Consider the following 18,347-nt stretch of genomic DNA (forward strand, 5'->3'; position numbering starts at 1 on the left):
GCAAGCCTTATTCTTCTACTTTACCACCGGCAGCTTCAATAGCAGCTTTAGCACCTTTAGTAGCTTTTACACCTTTCAAGGTAACTGCTTTTGAGATTTCACCAGAAGCAATAACTTTTACATTAGAAGCAGTTGCAGGAATCAGACCAGCTTGTTTAAGAACCAAGACATCAATCTCGTTCACAGCAATCAGATTCAATTCACTCAAACGAACTTCAGCATTAGCGGCTGCAGTCAAAGATTTGAAACCACGTTTCGGCAGACGACGTTGCAAAGGCATTTGACCGCCTTCAAAACCTACCTTGTGGAAGCCACCAGAACGACTTTTTTGACCTTTATGACCACGACCACCTGTCTTACCCAAGCCGCTACCAATACCACGGCCTACACGACGACTAGCGTGAGTAGCACCCTCAGCAGGTTGAATAGTATTCAAAAACATATTAAGACTCCACTTTCAACAAGTAGCTGATTTTATTGATCATGCCACGGTTTTCAGGGGTATCCAAAACCTCTACAGTATGTTCACGACGGCGCAAACCTAAACCGCGAGCACATGCACGATGAGATTCAATTGTACCGATCAGGCTCTTAACCAATGTAACTTTAATCTTTTTTTGCTCAGTCATGGTTAGCTCCCAAAATATCTTCTACTGTCAAGCCACGTTTAGCAGCAATATCAGCAGGGGTATACAATTTAGACAAACCGTCTAATGTAGCGCGTACAATATTGTAAGGATTAGTAGAACCATGTACTTTAGCTGAAATGTTATGAATACCCATAGCATCAAATACTAAACGCATTGGACCACCAGCTTTCACACCGCTACCTTCTTTAGCAGGTTGCATAAATACCTTAGTAGCACCATGACGACCAATAACTTCATGATGAATAGTACCGTTTTTCAAAGGTACTTTAATCATAGAGCGTCGAGCTTGATCCATTGCTTTTTGAACAGCAACTGGTACTTCTTTTGATTTACCTTTGCCCATACCGATGCGACCATCACCATCACCAACAACAGTCAGTGCAGAGAAAGCCATGATACGGCCACCTTTAACTACTTTAGTCACGCGATTAACTGCGACCATCTTTTCAATCAGGCCGTCACCGCGTTCTTCAATTTCATGTTTTGCCATCTGAAAGTCTCCAAATATTAGAAGCTTAAACCATTTTCACGTGCAGCTTCAGCCAAAGCTTTCACACGACCGTGATATTGGAAACCTGAACGGTCAAAAGCAACTTTTTCAACACCCACTGCTTTAGCTTTTTCAGCAATACGCTTACCAACTACAGCTGCTGCTTCAACGTTGCTACCTGATTTCAGGCTACTACGTACTTCAGCTTCCAATGTAGAGGCTTGAGCCAATACTTTATCACCTTCAGCACTAATTACTTGAGCATAAATATGATTATTGCTGCGGAACACACATAATCTTACCATTTTCAAGTCCGCAATACGCGCACGGGTTTTGCGTGCACGACGGAGTCGGGTTGTATGTTTATCCATTAGTGAACCTCAATTATTTTTTCTTGGCTTCTTTCATCACTACTACTTCACCCACATAACGAACACCTTTACCTTTATAAGGCTCAGGAGAACGGAATGCACGAATTTCAGCAGCGACTTGGCCAACCACTTGTTTATCTGCACCAGTCAAAACGATTTCTGTTTGGCTAGGAGTTTGAACAGAAACACCTTCAGGCATTTCGTATACGATTGGATGAGAGAAACCCAAAGACAAGTTCAAAACTTTGCCCTGAGCTTGGGCACGATAACCCACACCAATCAATTGAAGTTTTTTCTCAAAACCTTCAGAAACACCCTTAACCATGTTATTAACCAATGCACGAGCAGTACCAGACATAGCATTAGCCTGTTTACTGTCATTTTTTGCAGCAAAAGTCAATTTACCATCGTTCAGTTCAATAGCAACATCGGAATGCAAAGGAAAAGACAATTCGCCGTTTTTACCTTTGATAACCAATGCATCTGTTCCGAATTTTACTTCTACACCAGCAGGAACAGTCACTGGGTTTTTTGCGACGCGTGACATTTACTTTTCTCCACTAGGCTACGATGCACAACAACTCACCACCAACACCCTCAGAACGGGCTTTGCGATCAGTCATTACACCTTTAGAAGTACTAACAATAGCGACACCCAGGCCATTCATTACGCTAGGGATCTCACTTGATGCTTTGTAAATACGCAAACCTGGACGTGAAACACGTTTAATTTGCTCAATCACAGGACGACCTGCATAGTATTTCAATTGAATTTCCAATACCGGTTTTGCATCAGCAGAAACCGCAAAATCCTCGATATAACCTTCTTCTTTCAGAACTTTTGCAATTGCACATTTCAGTTTAGAAGAAGGCATGGCAACTGCTGCTTTATTAGCACGTTGCGCATTGCGAATACGAGTCAACATATCGGAAATAGGATCATGCATACTCATTATTTATACTCCTATTACCAGCTAGCTTTAACAACACCAGGGATCTCGCCACGCATAGCGATTTCACGGATTTTAATACGGCCCAAACCAAATTTACGGAAAGTGCCACGAGGACGACCTGTTAAAGCACAACGACGACGTTGACGTACAGGTGCTGCATTACGAGGAATGGATTGAAATTTCAAACGTGCCTCAAAACGTTCTTCTTCAGTCGCATTAGCATCATTAATAACAGCGAAAATTGCCTCACGTTTAGCTGCAAACTTTTTCGCCAATGCTTGACGTTTCAGCTCACGATTAATAAGTGCTTTCTTAGCCATGATTATCCTTTAAACGGAAACTTGAACAGTGACAACAAAGCTTTCGCTTCTTCATCAGTTTTTGCAGTAGTTGTAATAGTAATATTCAAACCACGCAAAGCATCGATTTTATCGTATTCAATTTCCGGGAAAATAATTTGCTCACGAACGCCCATATTGTAATTGCCACGACCATCAAATGATTTACCGCTTACACCACGGAAGTCACGTACGCGAGGCAATGCAATAGTAATCAAACGATCTAAAAATTCAAACATTTGATCACGACGCAATGTTACTTTGCAACCAACTGGATAGTTATCACGGATTTTAAAACCTGCGATAGATTTACGAGCAACAGTAACAACTGGTTTTTGACCAGCAATTTTCTCTAAATCAGAAACAGCGTGTTCCATAACTTTTTTATCAGCAACAGCTTCACCTACACCCATATTCAAGGTGATTTTTTCAATACGTGGAACTTCCATTACTGATTTGTAACCAAATTGTTTAACCAATTCAGGAACAACTGTATCTTTATAAAACTCTCTCAAACGAGCCATGTTATCTCCTTATGCTCCAATGATAGAGCCATTTGATTTGAAGAAACGAACGCGTTTAACTTTGCCTTCATTTTCAATCAGCTTAATACCAACACGGTCTGCTTTATTAGTTTCCGGATTCAGGATTGCAACATTAGAAATATCCAAAGGCATTTCTTTAGTAATAATACCACCCTCAATACCGCGCATTGGATTAGGTTTTTGATGGCGTTTTACAACATTAACACCCTCAACAACAACTTTATCACCCAACACTCGAACTACTTGACCTTGCTTACCTTTATCTTTACCGGTAATCACTACAACCTGATCGCCTTTAATGATTTTATTCATCGCGCTATTCCTTATAATACTTCAGGCGCCAATGAAACGATTTTCATAAATCGCTCAGTACGCAATTCACGGGTTACCGGACCAAAAATACGAGTACCCAAAGGTTCAAGTTTATTATTCAATAACACAGCAGCATTGTTATCGAATTTAATTAACGCACCATCAGGACGACGCACACCCTTAGCAGTACGAACAACTACCGCATTGTATACATCACCTTTTTTGACACGACCACGTGGGGCTGCATCTTTAACTGCAACTTTAATAATGTCGCCAACAGAAGCGTAGCGACGCTTAGATCCGCCCAATACTTTGATGCACATTACGCGACGCGCACCAGAGTTATCAGCCACATCTAAGATGGTCTGCATTTGAATCATATTAGTACCTTTAAATTAACCAACTTAATTTACCACTTTCATATAACTCGCACCTTACTTTAAGCTGCTTATTAAATGAAACCATCACGGTTCTAGTAAACCAGTCTTGGATCCCGAAGGGAGAGAAACTTCCATAAGAAGCTGGAAGATAAGAAACGAAGTTTACACGCAAATTAACTTTGCTGCAAGACTTCGTTTCTTATTAAGCTACATTACTGTGTTTTAAATCAAACAGTACGCGCTTTCTCAACCAATTCTTTCACAACCCAAGACTTGGTTTTTGACAAAGGACGAGATTCCTCGATTACCACTACATCACCAATGCCATATTGATTGTTTTCATCATGAGCATGGATTTTAGTTGATAAACGAATAATTTTACCGTACAGAGGGTGTTTAACTTTACGCTCAACCAATACTGTAACAGTTTTGTCCATTTTGTCGCTTACCACTTTGCCTTGCAAAGTACGAACATTTTTAGCTTCGCTCATTACTTAGCACCTTTTTCAGTTAAAATGGTTTTAATACGAGCAATATCGCGACGTACACGTTTCAACTCGCTAGATTTACCCAACTGACCGGTTGCATTTTGCATGCGTAAGCCAAACTGAGCTTTCAACAAGTCCAACAAATCAGAGTTTAATTGCTCAATAGATTTGTCTTTCAATTCATTTGCTTTCATTATTGACCCACCTGTCTTACTACAAAGGTTGTAGGAATAGGCAATTTGGCAGCGGCCAATTCAAATGCTTCACGAGCCAAAGACTCAGGAACACCGTCCATTTCGTACAATACTTTGCCTGGTTTAACTTCAGCAATGTAATATTCCACATTACCTTTACCGCCACCCATACGAACTTGAATAGGTTTCTCAGTAATTGGTTTATCAGGGAATACACGAATCCAAATACGACCGCCACGTTTAATATGACGAGTCATAGTACGACGAGCAGCTTCGATTTGGCGGGCAGTCAAACGACCACGGCCTACGGCTTTCAAACCGAACTCACCGAAACTTACTTTGTTACCGCGAGTAGCAATACCGGTGTTGCGACCTTTTTGTTGCTTGCGATATTTCAGTCTAGTTGGCTGCAGCATTACGTCCACCTGCCTTTCTTTGTTTCTTCTCATGCTCAGGTTTAGAAGATTTAATATTACCTTCTGTATAAACCCAAACTTTCAGACCCAGTACACCATAAGTAGTGTGTGCTTCGCTAGTTGCATAATCCACGTTCGCACGCAAAGTATGCAAAGGTACACGACCTTCACGGTACCATTCGCTACGAGCAATATCAGCACCATTCAGACGGCCTGAAGTCATGATCTTGATGCCTTTAGCACCAGAACGCATTGCATTTTGCATTGCACGTTTCATAGCGCGACGGAATTGAACACGTTTTTCAAGCTGCTGGGCAATACCATCAGCAATGATTTGCGCATCCAATTCAGGACGGCGAATCTCTTCAATATTTACATGAACAGGCACACCCATCAGAGCTTGCAAGTCACGTTTCAAGATTTCGATATCTTCGCCTTTTTTACCAATAACCACACCTGGACGAGCAGAGTGAATGGTAATACGTGCAGATTTAGCAGGACGCTCGATCACTACGCGACCAACTGAAGCATTAGCCAGTTTTTTACGCAAGTAGTTACGAACATCAATATCTTGTTTCAAAACAGTAGAAAAGTCGGTGCTTTTAGCAAACCATTTTGAAGCCCAGTCTTTAGTTACCGCCAGGCGAAAGCCTGTAGGGTTAATCTTTTGTCCCATAGCTTTTCCTTAGTTGCCCACTGTCACGTTAATATGACAAGTTTGTTTCTCGATGCGGTTACCGCGACCTTTGGCACGAGCTTGGAAACGTTTCAAGCTTGGGCCTTTGTCAACAAAGATAGTTACCACTTTCAGTTCGTCAATGTCAGCACCATTGTTGTGCTCGGCATTGGCGATTGCTGATTCCAACACTTTTTTAATCAGCTCAGCACCTTTTTTAGGGCTGAATGCCAAGATATTCAAAGCTTGGGCAACGTCTTTACCACGAATCAAATCAGCTACCAAACGAGCTTTTTGAGCTGAAATACGGGCGTTTTTATGTTGTGCACTTACTCTCATGATTCACCTTATTTCTTTTTAGCCTTTTTATCAGCCAAGTGGCCTTTAAAGGTACGGGTCAATGAGAACTCACCTAATTTATGACCAACCATGTTGTCGCTGATGAACACAGGCACGTGAGTGCGACCGTTGTGAACAGCGATAGTTAGACCGATGAAATCAGGCAAAATGGTAGAACGACGTGACCAAGTTTTAATTGGGCGTTTGTCGTTGCTTGCACGAGCAGCATCTACTTTTTTCAGCAAATGCAGGTCTACATATGGGCCTTTTTTTAATGAACGAGCCATACTAATTAACCTTTATTTGAGTAACGACGACGAACAATCATGTTATCCGTGCGTTTATTATTACGAGTGCGGTAGCCCTTAGCAGGAGTACCCCATGGGCTAACCGGTTCGCGAGCCTCACCAGTACGGCCTTCACCACCACCATGTGGGTGATCAACAGGGTTCATTACAACACCACGAACGGTCGGACGAATACCACGCCAGCGGTTAGCACCAGCTTTACCGATTTTTTTCAGGCTTTGTTCTTCGTTACCAACTTCACCGATAGTTGCACGGCAATTCACGCTAATTTTGCGCACTTCACCAGAACGCAAACGAACTTGTGCGTAAGCGCCTTCTTTTGCAAGCAATACCGCAGAAGCACCAGCAGAACGTGCAATTTGCGCACCTTTACCAGGTTTCATTTCGATACAGTGAATAGTTGTACCAACAGGAATATTGCGGATCGGCAGAGTGTTACCTACTTTGATAGCAGCTTCAGCACCGGAAACCAATACTGCACCGGCTTGAATACCACGAGGAGCAATGATGTAGCGACGCTCACCATCTGCATAGCACAACAATGCGATAAATGCAGTACGGTTAGGGTCATATTCGATACGCTCTACTTTTGCAGGGATACCGTCTTTGTTACGTTTAAAATCTACTACGCGGTAATGATGTTTATGACCACCGCCTTTATGACGGGTAGTGATATGACCATTGTTGTTACGACCGGCAGTAGAATTTTTCTTTTCCAGCAGAGGTGCATAAGGTGCACCTTTGTGCAAACCTTCTGTTACCACGCGAACCATGCCGCGACGGCCTGCAGAGGTCGGCTTCATTTTAACGATTGCCATTTTGTTTATTCCTTATCTGCAGCTGCAGCAGCGGCTTCCAAATCCAACTCTTGACCGGCAGCCAAGCTTACATAAGCCTTTTTAACATCGCTGCGACGACCTAAAGTGCGACCAAAACGTTTAACTTTACCTTTAATGGTAACAGTAGTAACGTCTGCAACTTGAACGCCGAACAGCAGCTCAACAGCCGCTTTAATTTCAGGTTTGGTTGCATTTGCCAAAACTTTAAACGTCATTTGGTTACGTTTTTCAGCCAATACGTTGCTTTTTTCAGAAACGATAGGTGCCAAGATTACTTGAGTCAAACGTTGTTGATTCATACCCATTGCTCCTCTAATTGTGCAACTGCATCTTTAGTGATAACGACTTTTTTGTAACGCAGCAAGCTGTAAGGATCAACTTGTTGAGCTTCCAAAACCAATACGTTAGGCAAGTTGCGTGAAGCCAAGTAAACATTCTCGTCGAGCTGTTTAGTTACAAACAGCACTTGCTCCAAACCCAAGTTTTTCACTTGTTCGGCAAAAACTTTGGTTTTAGGAGTTTCAGCAGTCAATGCTTCGATTGCAAACAAACGTTCGTCACGAGCCAATTGGGACAAAATAGTCGCCATACCGGCACGGTACATTTTACGGTTCACTTTTTGAGTAAAGTTTTCGTCAGGTTTGTTTGGGAATGCACGACCACCTTTACGCCACAGCGGAGAAGAAGTCATACCGGAGCGAGCACGACCGGTACCTTTTTGGCGCCATGGTTTTTTAGTAGAGTGGTTTACTTCGGCACGAGTTTTTTGAGCACGATTACCAGAACGGGCATTTGCCAAGTAAGCAGTAACCAGTTGGTGAACCAGAGCTTCATTGTATTCACGAGCAAACAAAGCATCAGAAACAGCCAAGCTGCCAGATACTTGTCCTTTAGCGTCAATTACTTTCAATTCCATTACGCACCTACTTTCACGCTAGGACGAACCACGACGTCACTGTTAACCGAACCCGGAACAGCACCTTTAACCAACAAGAGTTGGCGTTCAGCATCAACACGCACAACTTCCAATTTTTGAACAGTTGCTTTAGTGTTGCCGTATTGACCTGCCATACGCTTACCAGGGAACACGCGGCCAGGGTCTTGTGCCATACCGATAGAACCAGGAACACGGTGGGAACGGGAGTTACCGTGGGAAGTACGTTGAGCACCGAAGTTATGACGTTTGATCGTACCAGAGAAACCTTTACCTTTAGAGGTACCGGTTACATCTACCAATTGACCAACTTCAAACATAGAAACGGTAATTTCATCACCGGCTTTCAATTCAGCCAGTTTTTCTTCAGTCAAAGCAAACTCAACCAAACCGCGACCAGCTTCAACACCTGCTTTAGCAAAGTGACCGGCTTCAGTTTTGTTGACACGATTAGCTTTTTTCTGACCAAAGGTAACTTGTACAGCAGTGTAGCCGTCAGTATCTTTGGATTTCACTTGTGTAACGCGGTTGGCAGACATATCCAAAACAGTTACCGGAACAGAAACACCCTGTTCGTCGAACACGCGAGTCATACCAACTTTGCGTCCAACCAGACCTAAAGTCATGATTATTTTCCTTTTAAGTAAAGGGGCGGGCTACGATTGGCCTGCCTTTCAGACAAAGTTAAACTTGATACGGATGTACCAAGTCCGCCATTATAATTGACAAATCAAAGAAATATCAACAAAAATTTCAATTTAACTTCTTAAAACCGTCATTTTTTTCGGATGAAGTGTTGCCAAATATCTGAAAATTTTCAGACGGCCTAAGAATTCTATAAAAAACCGAACAGCTAAGCTGTTCGGTTTTTCAGTTCTTATTGAACTTTAATTTCTACATCCACACCCGCTGGAAGATCCAGTTTCATCAGTGCATCAGTAGTTTTGTCAGTCCAGTCCACGATGTCCATCAGACGCAAGTGGGTACGGATTTCCAATTGTTCACGAGAAGTTTTGTTCACGTGAGGAGAACGCAAGATGTTGAAACGTTCGATTTTAGTTGGCAAAGGAATCGGACCTTTAACAACAGCGCCAGTACGTTTGGCAGTTTCAACGATTTCTTGCGCAGAACGGTCAATCAGACTGTAATCATAAGCTTTCAGGCGGATACGGATTTTTTGGTTTGCCATTTATCAATATCCCTCAATTAAGCGATTACAGAAGAAACCACACCCGCACCTACGGTACGACCACCTTCGCGAATCGCAAAGCGCAGACCTTCTTCCATAGCGATAGGCGCAATCAGTTCTACAGTAATGGTTACGTTCTCACCTGGCATTACCATTTCTACGCCTTCTTCCAAAGTAACTGCACCAGTTACGTCAGTAGTACGGAAGTAGAATTGTGGACGGTAGTTAGCAAAGAATGGAGTGTGACGACCACCCTCTTCTTTGCTCAGTACGTATACTTCTGCTTTGAACTTGGTGTGAGGAGTGATCGTACCTGGTTTAGCCAATACTTGACCACGCTCTACGTCTTCACGTTTAGTACCACGCAGCAATACACCTACGTTGTCACCAGCTTGACCTTCGTCCAGCAGTTTGCGGAACATTTCAACACCGGTACAAGTGGTTTTTTGAGTTTCTTTCAGACCTACGATTTCGATCTCGTCACCAACGTGGATGATACCGCGCTCTACACGACCAGTTACTACTGTACCACGGCCAGAGATAGAGAATACGTCTTCGATAGGCAACAAGAAAGGTTTGTCCACAGCACGCTCAGGTGTTGGGATGTAGCTGTCCAAAGCAGCAGCCAATTCGAAGATTTTTTCTTCGTAACCAGCGTCACCTTCCAAAGCTTTCAGTGCAGAACCTTGTACGATTGGGCAGTCATCGCCTGGGAAGTCGTAGCTTGACAACAAGTCACGGATTTCCATTTCAACCAGTTCCAACAACTCGGCATCGTCAACCATGTCGCATTTATTCATGAATACGATGATGTAAGGCACACCTACTTGGCGAGCCAACAGGATGTGTTCGCGAGTTTGTGGCATAGGACCGTCAGCTGCGGAACATACCAAGATCGCGCCGTCCATTTGGGCAGCACCGGTAATCATGTTTTTAACGTAGTCGGCGTGGCCCGGGCAGTCTACGTGTGCGTAGTGACGGGTTTCAGTTTCGTATTCTACGTGTGAGGTATTAATGGTAATACCACGAGCTTTTTCTTCAGGAGCGTTGTCGATTTGGTCGTAAGCTTTTGCAGCGCCACCGAATTTTTTAGCCAAAATAGTAGTCAAAGCAGCAGTCAGAGTGGTTTTACCATGGTCAACGTGACCGATGGTGCCAACGTTTACGTGCGGTTTGCTACGTTCAAATTTTTCCTTAGCCATGAGCTAATTCCTTTACATTAAAGATCGATTAAAGAACAGAGGCCGTCTGAAAAATCATTTCAGCCTTTCAGACGACCTATTTGCCTGATTAGCCTTTACGGGCTTCAGTTACAGCAGCAGCTATGTGTGCAGGAGCTTCAGAATATTTCTTGAACTCCATAGAGTAAGTAGCGCGACCTTGGGTTGCAGAACGCAGGTCGGTAGAATAACCGAACATTTCTGCCAGAGGCACTTCGGCACGGACTTTTTTACCGCCGATACCGTCATCATCCATACCCAATACGACGCCGCGGCGACGGTTCAAGTCGCCCATTACGTCACCCATGTATTCTTCAGGGGTTTCCACTTCAACTGCCATGATTGGTTCCAACAGAGCTGGATTGGCTTTACGCATACCTTCTTTGAAGGCTTGGGAAGCAGCCAATTCGAAGGCCAGTTGAGAGGAGTCGACGTCGTGTGAAGAACCGAAAATCAAACGTACGCGTACGTCAACTACTGGGTAGCCCGCAACGATACCATTAGGCAGGGTATCGCGGATACCTTTATCAACAGACGGAATGAATTCGCGAGGAATCACACCACCTTTAATTTCGTCGATAAATTCGTAACCTGCACCACCCGGTTCCATAGGTTCCATTTTGATCACAACGTGACCGTATTGACCTTTACCACCAGATTGTTTGGCATGTTTGTATTCAGCTTCAACTTCTTTGCGGATGGTTTCACGGTAAGCCACTTGAGGCGCACCAATGTTTGCTTCCACGCCGAATTCGCGTTTCATACGGTCAACAATAATTTCCAAGTGCAACTCACCCATACCGGAAATAATGGTTTGACCGGATTCTTCGTCTGTACGAACGCGGAAAGAAGGGTCTTCTTTCGCCAGACGGTTCAGGGCGATACCCATTTTCTCTTGGTCGGCTTTGGTTTTCGGCTCAACAGCAATATGGATTACCGGCTCAGGGAATTCCATGCGTTCCAAGATGATAGGTGCGCTTTCTGCACACAAGGTCTCACCAGTAGTAACGTCTTTCAGACCGATAGCGGCTGCGATGTCGCCAGCGCGTACTTCTTCAATTTCAGTACGGTCTGCAGCAGTCATTTGCACCAAGCGACCGATACGTTCGCGAGTACCTTTTACTGAGTTCAATACAGTATCACCGGATTTCACCACACCAGAGTAAACGCGGATAAATGTCAATTGACCAACGTATTTATCATTCAACATTTTGAACGCCAATGCAGAGAATTTCTCTTCATCGCTGGCTTCACGGCTGTCGGCTTCTTCAGTGTTAGGGTTAACACCTTGAACTGGAGGAATGTCGGTAGGAGCAGGCAGCAATTCTACAACTGCATCCAACATACGTTGAACACCTTTGTTTTTAAATGCTGAACCGCACAACATTGGTTGAATTTCACCGGCCAAAGTACGTTGACGCAATGCGCCTACGATTTCTTCTTCAGTCAGCTCATCACCGCCCAAGTATTTGTCCATTAATTCTTCGCTGGCTTCTGCTGCAGCTTCAATCATGTTTTGACGCCATTCTTCGGCAGTCTCAACCAATTCAGCAGGAATATCGCCATAGGTAAAGGTTGTACCTTTATCGGCTTCATTCCAAATAATGGATTTCATTTTCAACAGGTCAACAACACCGCTGAAGCTGTCTTCCGCACCAACCGGAATCACGATAGGTACAGGGTTCGCGCGCAAACGGGTTTTCATTTGCTCAACAACGCGGAAGAAGTTGGCACCTTGACGGTCCATTTTGTTTACAAATGCCAAGCGAGGTACTTGGTATTTGTTAGCTTGACGCCATACGGTTTCAGATTGAGGTTGAACACCACCTACTGCACAGTAAACCATTACCGCGCCGTCCAATACACGCATAGAACGCTCTACCTCTACGGTAAAGTCAACGTGTCCCGGGGTGTCAATGATGTTGAAACGATGTTCAGGGAACTGTTTCGCCATACCGGACCAATAAGAAGTCACAGCAGCAGAAGTAATGGTAATACCACGCTCTTGCTCTTGTTCCATGTAGTCGGTAGTAGCTGCGCCGTCATGCACTTCGCCCAATTTGTGAGTCAAACCTGTATAGAACAAAATACGTTCTGTTGTGGTTGTTTTACCCGCGTCAATATGGGCAGAAATACCGATATTGCGATACAGGCTGATAGGGGTCTTACGAGCCATTTTGTTAGCCTTTCGATATTAGAAACGGAAGTGAGAGAATGCTTTGTTTGCTTCAGCCATGCGGTGTACTTCTTCACGTTTTTTCAACGCACCGCCACGACCTTCAGCCGCATCAATCAATTCACCCGCCAAACGCAGGTCCATAGATTTCTCACCACGTTTACGGGCCGCGTCGCGAACCCAGCGCATTGCCAAAGCCAGACGACGTGAAGGACGAACTTCAACAGGAACTTGGTAGTTTGCACCACCTACACGGCGGCTTTTCACTTCCACGATAGGTTTGGCGTTTGCAATGGCTTCGTTAAATACTTCGATTGCTACTTTGCCGGTTTTTTTCTCAATTTGTTCCAGCGCACCGTAAACGATACGTTCTGCAACAGATTTCTTACCGTCAATCATCAATACGTTCATGAATTTAGTCAGCTCAACGCTGCCGAATTTAGGATCTGGCAGTACGTCGCGCTTAGGGACTTCTCTACGTCTTGGCATTTTAATTTCCTTTAATCTATTCAGTTGGGTCAATTCCCATGAATACCCAATTGAGTATTCACTTACTCGGCCGTTATTCAGCTTAGGCGGCCGACGTGCCTATTTGAGTCCCGATAATTATTTAGGACGCTTAGCACCGTATTTAGAACGGGCTTGTTTACGGTCTTTAACACCTGCAGTATCCAAAGAACCGCGTACAGTGTGGTAACGTACACCTGGTAAGTCTTTTACACGACCGCCGCGAATCAATACGACGCTGTGCTCTTGCAAGTTGTGACCTTCACCGCCGATGTATGAAATTACTTCAAAACCGTTGGTCAAGCGAACTTTACATACTTTACGCAATGCAGAGTTAGGTTTTTTAGGGGTAGTTGTGTATACACGGGTGCATACGCCACGTTTTTGCGGGCAAGCTTCCAGTGCAGGCACTTTGTTTACGTACACAGGCTTTTGACGGCCTTTGCGTACCAATTGGTTAATAGTTGGCATATTTTCTCGTCCTGTTGAGTTAAATACTTGCCGACACCATGTCGACAAGATTGGAATTATATTTTTATTGCAAGGGTTTAGTCAAGCAAATGACTGATAAAGTTTGGTGTTTTCCAATTTATGTCTAAATTTTGGAAACAAAGGCCGTCTGAAACATTCAGACGGCCTTTGTCATTTTAAATAAGTCCGCAATTTGGTTCTCTACTTATTTTCTCCATTGCTTTCCTTATTTATTCAGACGGCCTTAATCTCTACCCTCTTTTAAGTCCTCTAAAAAAATAAAACCGCAAGACTGGCTTGCGGTTTTATTTTCACAACAATCCTGAGGGATTATTCATCTAAAGCTTCGGTTTCAGAAGTTTCTTGATCGGCTTGCTGCCATTGTTGATGACGGCTGCGGTGGTAGGTTAAACCTGTACCGGCAGGAATCAATCGACCGACAATCACGTTCTCTTTTAAACCGCGCAGCTCGTCTTGCTTGCCCATGATAGCGGCCTCGGTCAAGACGCGGGTTGTTTCTTGGAACGATGCTGCAGAAATGAAGCTGTCGGTAGACAAGGAAGCTTTGGTAATACCCAACAACACATTTTCATAACGTGCCGGCTCTTTGCCTTCAGCAATGGCTTTCTCATTGGCAAGCATCACATCGCTACGCTCAACTTGTTCGCCGGTAATAAACTCTGTATCACCGGAATCGACAATGTTCACTCGACGCAGCATTTGACGGATGATGACTTCGATGTGTTTATCGGAAATCTTCACACCTTGCAGGCGGTAAACCTCTTGTACCTCTTGAACAATGTAGCGAGCCAATGCTTCGATACCTTGCAGACGCAGAATGTCGTGTGGGTCTACGGCACCGTCTACGATGGTTTCACCGCGGTTTACCACTTGACCATCGTGTACCAAAATCTGTTTCTCTTTAGAAATCAGGGTTTCGTATGCTACACCGTCTACGTCGGTAATAATCAGACGCTGTTTACCTTTGGTTTCTTTACCGAAGGAAACGGTACCGGTAATTTCAGCCAACATACCTGCATCTTTCGGCACGCGTGCTTCAAACAATTCGGCTACACGTGGCAGACCACCGGTAATATCGCGGGTTTTAGAAGACGCTTGTGGAATACGCGCCAACACATCACCCTTACCGACTTCCTGACCTTCCCGGATGGTAATCACCGCACCGACCGGGAATGCCATAGAAACTGGGGTAGTCGTACCAGGAATGCAAATTTCCAGACCATTTTCATCCAACAGTTTGACAGTCGGACGCAACAGTTTAGAAGCACTAGAAGAACGACGTTTGCCGTCAATCACTACCAAAGTAGACAAACCGGTTACATCGTCAGTTTGTTTCGCAACGGTAACACCCTCTTCTACGTTTTCGAATTTCACCAAACCTGCATGTTCGGTAATCATCGGACGGGTATGCGGATCCCAAGTTGCCAAAGTTTGACCGGCTTTAATGGCTTCGCCGTCTTGTACCAACAGGATTGCACCGTAAGGTACTTTGTGACGTTCACGTTCACGGCCGATTTCATCGTGAATCACAACTTCACAAGAGCGGCCAATGACAACCAATTCGCCTTTGTTGTTGGCAACGTAACGCATTTGGCTGCTGAAACGAGCTGTACCATTGGATTTGGCTTCCACTTGGCTGGCAGCAGCCGCACGAGATGCCGCACCACCGATGTGGAACGTACGCATGGTCAGCTGAGTACCTGGCTCACCAATAGATTGTGCAGCAATTACACCTACAGCTTCACCAGCGTTAACCAGTTTACCGCGCGCCAAGTCGCGGCCATAACAGTGTGCACACAAACCATGACGGGTTTTACAAGTAATTGGCGTACGGACTTTAACCTCGTCAACACCAGATTGGTCAATGATATCGACTAATTTCTCAGTCAGCAGTGTACCTGCCTCAACCAATGTTTCGCCTGTTGAAGGATCAACAACATCTGATGCTGTAACACGGCCTAAAATACGATCGCGCAACGCTTCAATTACGTCACCGCCTTGTACTACTGCTTTCATGACAAAGCCGTCTGAAGTACCGCAATCATCTTCAACAACGACCAAGTCTTGAGTTACGTCTACCAGACGACGGGTCAGGTAACCAGAGTTTGCCGTTTTCAACGCGGTATCCGCCAAACCTTTACGCGCACCGTGGGTCGCAATAAAGTATTGCAATACAGTCAAACCTTCGCGGAAGTTAGAGGTAATTGGCGTTTCGATAATAGAGCCGTCAGGTTTGGCCATCAAACCACGCATACCGGACAACTGTTTAATCTGAGCTGCAGAACCACGGGCACCAGAGTCGGCCATCATGTAAATAGAGTTGAAGGACTCTTGATCAACTTCGTTGCCGTCACGGTCGATAACTTTTTGTTTGGACAGATTGTCCATCATCGCTTTAGCGATCTTATCGCCGGCACGACCCCAAATATCGACCACTTTGTTGTAACGTTCGCCGTTGGTCACCAAACCTTGACGGTATTGGTCTTCGATTTCTTTAACTTCGGCATTAGCCTCAGCCAGCAAGGCTGCTTTTTCTTTCGGAATTTCCATATCGTCAACCGCAATGGAAATACCGCCTTTAGCCGCAAAACCGAAACCGGTATACATCAAGTGGTCGGCAAAAATAACTGTGTCACGCAAACCGCACAGACGGAATGATGCGTTAATCAGTTTAGAAATTTCTTTTTTCTTCAGCGCTTTGTTGATGTACTCGAACGGCAGGCCTTTAGGCAAGATTTCGCTCAACAATGCACGGCCGACAGTCGTTTCGTAACGGTTAACGACAGGCTCAAACTCACCTGCTTCGTTTTTTACCCATTCGCGCAGACGTACGGTAATTTTCGTACCCAGTTCAACCTGTTTGGTATGGTATGCACGATGCACTTCTTTCACATCGGCAAACAGGCTGCCTTCGCCTTTGGCATTGATACGGTCGCGGGTCATGTAGTACAGACCCAATACGATATCTTGAGAAGGTACGATGATTGGTTCGCCGTTGGCTGGAGACAATACGTTGTTTGAAGCCAGCATCAGCGTGCGTGCTTCCATTTGTGCTTCCAAGCTCAATGGAACGTGTACAGCCATTTGGTCACCGTCAAAGTCGGCGTTAAATGCGGCACACACCAATGGGTGCAACTGAATCGCTTTACCTTCGATCAGGATAGGTTCGAACGCTTGAATACCCAAACGGTGCAGGGTTGGCGCACGGTTCAGCATAATCGGATGTTCGCGGATCACTTCTTCCAAGATATCCCATACTTCAGGTACTTCTTGTTCTACCAATTTTTTCGCAGCTTTAACAGTAGACGCCAAACCTTGTTTTTCCAATTTGTGGAAAATGAATGGTTTGAACAGTTCCAACGCCATTTTTTTCGGCAGACCACATTGGTGCAGACGCAGGTATGGGCCTACGGTAATCACGGAACGACCGGAGTAGTCCACACGTTTACCCAGCAGGTTTTGACGGAAGCGGCCGCCTTTACCTTTAATCATGTCAGCCAATGATTTCAGCGGACGTTTATTGGCACCGGTCATGGCTTTACCGCGACGGCCGTTATCCAACAGAGAGTCAACTGCTTCTTGCAACATACGTTTTTCATTACGAACGATGATGTCAGGCGCATGCAGTTCCAACAGACGTTTCAGACGGTTGTTACGGTTGATAACGCGGCGGTACAAATCGTTCAAATCGGAAGTGGCAAAACGACCACCATCCAATGGAACCAACGGACGCAAATCAGGTGGCAATACCGGCAGCACGTCCATAATCATCCATTCCAGCTTCATACCGGAACGGTGGAAGGCTTCCAATACTTTCAAGCGTTTGGCAATTTTTTTGATTTTAGTGTCAGAACCGGTAGATTCTAGCTCTTGACGCAGGATTTCGATTTCGCTGACAATATCCAGGGTGCGCAGCAATTCGCGGATACCTTCCGCACCCATTTTGGCATCAAAGTCATCGCCGTATTCGTCCAGCTTGTTGTAGTAATCGTCTTCAGTCAGCAATTGACGGCGTTGCAACGGAGTCATGCCGGGATCGGTCACCACGAATGCTTCAAAGTACAATACACGTTCGATATCACGCAACGTCATGTCCAATACCATACCCAGGCGGGAAGGCAGGGATTTTAAGAACCAAATATGTGCAACAGGTGCAGCCAATTCGATATGGCCCATACGTTCGCGGCGCACTTTGGACAGGGTAACTTCTACGCCACATTTTTCACAGGTTACGCCTTTAAATTTCAAGCGTTTGTACTTACCGCACAAACATTCATAGTCTTTAACCGGGCCAAAGATTTTGGCGCAGAACAAACCGTCGCGCTCAGGTTTGAACGTACGGTAGTTAATGGTTTCAGGTTTTTTAACTTCGCCATAAGACCATGAGCGGATGGTTTCGGGAGAGGCAATACCGATTTTGATGGCATCAAACTCTTCTTCCATGCCGGTGGTTTGCAACGGATTAAATAAGTTCAACAAATTCATTTTTGCTCCTTGAAGGAAGTATTTTTACCGCGTGGCGGATTTTCG

The 18,347-nt window shown here is 44.7% G+C and carries 26 protein-coding genes; all 26 read right to left on the reverse strand.

Annotated elements, in window-relative coordinates:
- Nucleotides 1–7 precede the first annotated feature (7 nt).
- The 26 genes from rplO to rpoC all read right to left on the reverse strand — a co-directional run bounded on the left by rplO (nucleotide 8) and on the right by rpoC (nucleotide 18,302).
- Entirely contained in the window at nucleotides 8–442 is a 435-nt protein-coding gene (gene rplO, locus ACTHTK_RS09820) for a 50S ribosomal protein L15 (protein WP_004520192.1), read from the reverse strand.
- A 1-nt stretch (nucleotide 443) separates the two neighbouring features.
- A complete protein-coding gene (gene rpmD / locus ACTHTK_RS09825; RefSeq protein WP_003684808.1) occupies nucleotides 444–629 on the reverse strand; it encodes a 50S ribosomal protein L30 in 186 nt (61 codons plus the stop codon).
- Complete coding sequence (rpsE, locus tag ACTHTK_RS09830; RefSeq protein WP_003684704.1) at nucleotides 622–1,140, reverse strand: 30S ribosomal protein S5; 519 nt, start codon at nucleotides 1,138–1,140, stop codon at nucleotides 622–624. The genes rpmD and rpsE overlap by 8 nt, the downstream gene beginning before the upstream one ends.
- Before the next feature lie 17 nt (nucleotides 1,141–1,157).
- Nucleotides 1,158–1,511: a 50S ribosomal protein L18 gene (gene rplR / locus ACTHTK_RS09835; RefSeq protein ID WP_003749287.1), complete on the reverse strand. Its 354-nt coding sequence runs from the start codon at nucleotides 1,509–1,511 to the stop codon at nucleotides 1,158–1,160.
- Nucleotides 1,512–1,524: 13 nt separating this feature from the next.
- Entirely contained in the window at nucleotides 1,525–2,058 is a 534-nt protein-coding gene (gene rplF / locus ACTHTK_RS09840) for a 50S ribosomal protein L6 (protein WP_004464590.1), read from the reverse strand.
- 13 nt (nucleotides 2,059–2,071) lie between these two features.
- Nucleotides 2,072–2,464 (reverse strand): 30S ribosomal protein S8, encoded by a 393-nt coding sequence (gene rpsH / locus ACTHTK_RS09845; protein ID WP_003684738.1) that lies wholly within the window; start codon nucleotides 2,462–2,464, stop codon nucleotides 2,072–2,074.
- Between the two features lie 14 nt (nucleotides 2,465–2,478).
- On the reverse strand, nucleotides 2,479–2,784 hold the full coding sequence (rpsN, locus tag ACTHTK_RS09850) for a 30S ribosomal protein S14 (RefSeq protein ID WP_003684736.1): 306 nt from the start codon (nucleotides 2,782–2,784) through the stop codon (nucleotides 2,479–2,481).
- A gap of 2 nt (nucleotides 2,785–2,786) precedes the next feature.
- On the reverse strand, nucleotides 2,787–3,326 hold the full coding sequence (gene rplE / locus ACTHTK_RS09855) for a 50S ribosomal protein L5 (protein WP_003684750.1): 540 nt from the start codon (nucleotides 3,324–3,326) through the stop codon (nucleotides 2,787–2,789).
- A gap of 9 nt (nucleotides 3,327–3,335) precedes the next feature.
- The gene (gene rplX / locus ACTHTK_RS09860) at nucleotides 3,336–3,659 is read right to left on the reverse strand and encodes a 50S ribosomal protein L24 (RefSeq protein ID WP_036493506.1); all 324 of its coding nucleotides are present in this window, start codon (nucleotides 3,657–3,659) and stop codon (nucleotides 3,336–3,338) included.
- Between the two features lie 11 nt (nucleotides 3,660–3,670).
- The gene (rplN, locus tag ACTHTK_RS09865) at nucleotides 3,671–4,039 is read right to left on the reverse strand and encodes a 50S ribosomal protein L14 (protein ID WP_002215434.1); all 369 of its coding nucleotides are present in this window, start codon (nucleotides 4,037–4,039) and stop codon (nucleotides 3,671–3,673) included.
- Nucleotides 4,040–4,266: 227 nt separating this feature from the next.
- Complete coding sequence (rpsQ, locus tag ACTHTK_RS09870; protein ID WP_003684766.1) at nucleotides 4,267–4,530, reverse strand: 30S ribosomal protein S17; 264 nt, start codon at nucleotides 4,528–4,530, stop codon at nucleotides 4,267–4,269.
- Complete coding sequence (gene rpmC, locus ACTHTK_RS09875; protein ID WP_003684705.1) at nucleotides 4,530–4,721, reverse strand: 50S ribosomal protein L29; 192 nt, start codon at nucleotides 4,719–4,721, stop codon at nucleotides 4,530–4,532. Before rpmC ends, rpsQ begins: the two co-directional genes overlap by 1 nt.
- Nucleotides 4,721–5,137 (reverse strand): 50S ribosomal protein L16, encoded by a 417-nt coding sequence (rplP, locus tag ACTHTK_RS09880; RefSeq protein ID WP_003684741.1) that lies wholly within the window; start codon nucleotides 5,135–5,137, stop codon nucleotides 4,721–4,723. The genes rpmC and rplP overlap by 1 nt, the downstream gene beginning before the upstream one ends.
- Complete coding sequence (gene rpsC / locus ACTHTK_RS09885) at nucleotides 5,121–5,813, reverse strand: 30S ribosomal protein S3 (RefSeq protein ID WP_003684753.1); 693 nt, start codon at nucleotides 5,811–5,813, stop codon at nucleotides 5,121–5,123. The genes rplP and rpsC overlap by 17 nt, the downstream gene beginning before the upstream one ends.
- 9 nt (nucleotides 5,814–5,822) lie before the next feature.
- Complete coding sequence (gene rplV / locus ACTHTK_RS09890; protein ID WP_003749277.1) at nucleotides 5,823–6,152, reverse strand: 50S ribosomal protein L22; 330 nt, start codon at nucleotides 6,150–6,152, stop codon at nucleotides 5,823–5,825.
- 8 nt (nucleotides 6,153–6,160) lie between these two features.
- Nucleotides 6,161–6,439, reverse strand: coding sequence for a 30S ribosomal protein S19 (gene rpsS, locus ACTHTK_RS09895; RefSeq protein WP_002215422.1), 279 nt, complete (start codon nucleotides 6,437–6,439; stop codon nucleotides 6,161–6,163).
- Between the two features lie 5 nt (nucleotides 6,440–6,444).
- Nucleotides 6,445–7,278: a 50S ribosomal protein L2 gene (gene rplB, locus ACTHTK_RS09900; RefSeq protein ID WP_003684813.1), complete on the reverse strand. Its 834-nt coding sequence runs from the start codon at nucleotides 7,276–7,278 to the stop codon at nucleotides 6,445–6,447.
- A 5-nt stretch (nucleotides 7,279–7,283) separates the two neighbouring features.
- Nucleotides 7,284–7,598, reverse strand: a complete 315-nt coding sequence (gene rplW / locus ACTHTK_RS09905; protein WP_002243944.1) for a 50S ribosomal protein L23 — start codon at nucleotides 7,596–7,598, stop codon at nucleotides 7,284–7,286.
- Nucleotides 7,595–8,215 carry a 50S ribosomal protein L4 gene (rplD, locus tag ACTHTK_RS09910; RefSeq protein WP_003684798.1) on the reverse strand — a complete coding sequence of 207 codons (621 nt, stop codon included), beginning with the start codon at nucleotides 8,213–8,215 and terminating at the stop codon, nucleotides 7,595–7,597. The genes rplW and rplD overlap by 4 nt, the downstream gene beginning before the upstream one ends.
- Entirely contained in the window at nucleotides 8,215–8,859 is a 645-nt protein-coding gene (gene rplC, locus ACTHTK_RS09915; protein WP_004464584.1) for a 50S ribosomal protein L3, read from the reverse strand. The genes rplD and rplC overlap by 1 nt, the downstream gene beginning before the upstream one ends.
- 251 nt (nucleotides 8,860–9,110) lie before the next feature.
- The gene (gene rpsJ, locus ACTHTK_RS09920; RefSeq protein ID WP_002642322.1) at nucleotides 9,111–9,422 is read right to left on the reverse strand and encodes a 30S ribosomal protein S10; all 312 of its coding nucleotides are present in this window, start codon (nucleotides 9,420–9,422) and stop codon (nucleotides 9,111–9,113) included.
- Between the two features lie 17 nt (nucleotides 9,423–9,439).
- Nucleotides 9,440–10,624 carry an elongation factor Tu gene (tuf, locus tag ACTHTK_RS09925; RefSeq protein ID WP_004520187.1) on the reverse strand — a complete coding sequence of 395 codons (1,185 nt, stop codon included), beginning with the start codon at nucleotides 10,622–10,624 and terminating at the stop codon, nucleotides 9,440–9,442.
- Nucleotides 10,625–10,712: 88 nt separating this feature from the next.
- Complete coding sequence (fusA, locus tag ACTHTK_RS09930; RefSeq protein ID WP_070825978.1) at nucleotides 10,713–12,818, reverse strand: elongation factor G; 2,106 nt, start codon at nucleotides 12,816–12,818, stop codon at nucleotides 10,713–10,715.
- An 18-nt stretch (nucleotides 12,819–12,836) separates the two neighbouring features.
- A complete protein-coding gene (gene rpsG, locus ACTHTK_RS09935; RefSeq protein ID WP_002240962.1) occupies nucleotides 12,837–13,307 on the reverse strand; it encodes a 30S ribosomal protein S7 in 471 nt (156 codons plus the stop codon).
- Between the two features lie 117 nt (nucleotides 13,308–13,424).
- The gene (gene rpsL, locus ACTHTK_RS09940) at nucleotides 13,425–13,796 is read right to left on the reverse strand and encodes a 30S ribosomal protein S12 (RefSeq protein ID WP_002218431.1); all 372 of its coding nucleotides are present in this window, start codon (nucleotides 13,794–13,796) and stop codon (nucleotides 13,425–13,427) included.
- 330 nt (nucleotides 13,797–14,126) lie between these two features.
- On the reverse strand, nucleotides 14,127–18,302 hold the full coding sequence (rpoC, locus tag ACTHTK_RS09945) for a DNA-directed RNA polymerase subunit beta' (protein WP_107724223.1): 4,176 nt from the start codon (nucleotides 18,300–18,302) through the stop codon (nucleotides 14,127–14,129).
- Between the last annotated feature and the right edge of the window lie 45 nt (nucleotides 18,303–18,347).

Origin of the sequence: Neisseria sp. P0006.S009, from assembly GCF_051962915.1 — a bacterium.
GTDB lineage: Bacteria > Pseudomonadota > Gammaproteobacteria > Burkholderiales > Neisseriaceae > Neisseria > Neisseria subflava_E.

Excerpts from the sequence above, each read along its gene's own strand:
- rplO (WP_004520192.1), bottom strand. The coding sequence starts at position 442 with ATGTTTTTGAATACTATTCAACCTGCTGAGGGTGCTACTCACGCTAGT.
- rpmD (WP_003684808.1), bottom strand. The coding sequence starts at position 629 with ATGACTGAGCAAAAAAAGATTAAAGTTACATTGGTTAAGAGCCTGATC.
- rpsE (WP_003684704.1), bottom strand. The coding sequence starts at position 1,140 with ATGGCAAAACATGAAATTGAAGAACGCGGTGACGGCCTGATTGAAAAG.
- rplR (WP_003749287.1), bottom strand. The coding sequence starts at position 1,511 with ATGGATAAACATACAACCCGACTCCGTCGTGCACGCAAAACCCGTGCG.
- rplF (WP_004464590.1), bottom strand. The coding sequence starts at position 2,058 with ATGTCACGCGTCGCAAAAAACCCAGTGACTGTTCCTGCTGGTGTAGAA.
- rpsH (WP_003684738.1), bottom strand. The coding sequence starts at position 2,464 with ATGAGTATGCATGATCCTATTTCCGATATGTTGACTCGTATTCGCAAT.
- rpsN (WP_003684736.1), bottom strand. The coding sequence starts at position 2,784 with ATGGCTAAGAAAGCACTTATTAATCGTGAGCTGAAACGTCAAGCATTG.
- rplE (WP_003684750.1), bottom strand. The coding sequence starts at position 3,326 with ATGGCTCGTTTGAGAGAGTTTTATAAAGATACAGTTGTTCCTGAATTG.
- rplX (WP_036493506.1), bottom strand. The coding sequence starts at position 3,659 with ATGAATAAAATCATTAAAGGCGATCAGGTTGTAGTGATTACCGGTAAA.
- rplN (WP_002215434.1), bottom strand. The coding sequence starts at position 4,039 with ATGATTCAAATGCAGACCATCTTAGATGTGGCTGATAACTCTGGTGCG.
- rpsQ (WP_003684766.1), bottom strand. The coding sequence starts at position 4,530 with ATGAGCGAAGCTAAAAATGTTCGTACTTTGCAAGGCAAAGTGGTAAGC.
- rpmC (WP_003684705.1), bottom strand. The coding sequence starts at position 4,721 with ATGAAAGCAAATGAATTGAAAGACAAATCTATTGAGCAATTAAACTCT.
- rplP (WP_003684741.1), bottom strand. The coding sequence starts at position 5,137 with ATGCTGCAGCCAACTAGACTGAAATATCGCAAGCAACAAAAAGGTCGC.
- rpsC (WP_003684753.1), bottom strand. The coding sequence starts at position 5,813 with ATGGGACAAAAGATTAACCCTACAGGCTTTCGCCTGGCGGTAACTAAA.
- rplV (WP_003749277.1), bottom strand. The coding sequence starts at position 6,152 with ATGAGAGTAAGTGCACAACATAAAAACGCCCGTATTTCAGCTCAAAAA.
- rpsS (WP_002215422.1), bottom strand. The coding sequence starts at position 6,439 with ATGGCTCGTTCATTAAAAAAAGGCCCATATGTAGACCTGCATTTGCTG.
- rplB (WP_003684813.1), bottom strand. The coding sequence starts at position 7,278 with ATGGCAATCGTTAAAATGAAGCCGACCTCTGCAGGCCGTCGCGGCATG.
- rplW (WP_002243944.1), bottom strand. The coding sequence starts at position 7,598 with ATGAATCAACAACGTTTGACTCAAGTAATCTTGGCACCTATCGTTTCT.
- rplD (WP_003684798.1), bottom strand. The coding sequence starts at position 8,215 with ATGGAATTGAAAGTAATTGACGCTAAAGGACAAGTATCTGGCAGCTTG.
- rplC (WP_004464584.1), bottom strand. The coding sequence starts at position 8,859 with ATGACTTTAGGTCTGGTTGGACGCAAAGTTGGTATGACTCGCGTGTTC.
- rpsJ (WP_002642322.1), bottom strand. The coding sequence starts at position 9,422 with ATGGCAAACCAAAAAATCCGTATCCGCCTGAAAGCTTATGATTACAGT.
- tuf (WP_004520187.1), bottom strand. The coding sequence starts at position 10,624 with ATGGCTAAGGAAAAATTTGAACGTAGCAAACCGCACGTAAACGTTGGC.
- fusA (WP_070825978.1), bottom strand. The coding sequence starts at position 12,818 with ATGGCTCGTAAGACCCCTATCAGCCTGTATCGCAATATCGGTATTTCT.
- rpsG (WP_002240962.1), bottom strand. The coding sequence starts at position 13,307 with ATGCCAAGACGTAGAGAAGTCCCTAAGCGCGACGTACTGCCAGATCCT.
- rpsL (WP_002218431.1), bottom strand. The coding sequence starts at position 13,796 with ATGCCAACTATTAACCAATTGGTACGCAAAGGCCGTCAAAAGCCTGTG.
- rpoC (WP_107724223.1), bottom strand. The coding sequence starts at position 18,302 with ATGAATTTGTTGAACTTATTTAATCCGTTGCAAACCACCGGCATGGAA.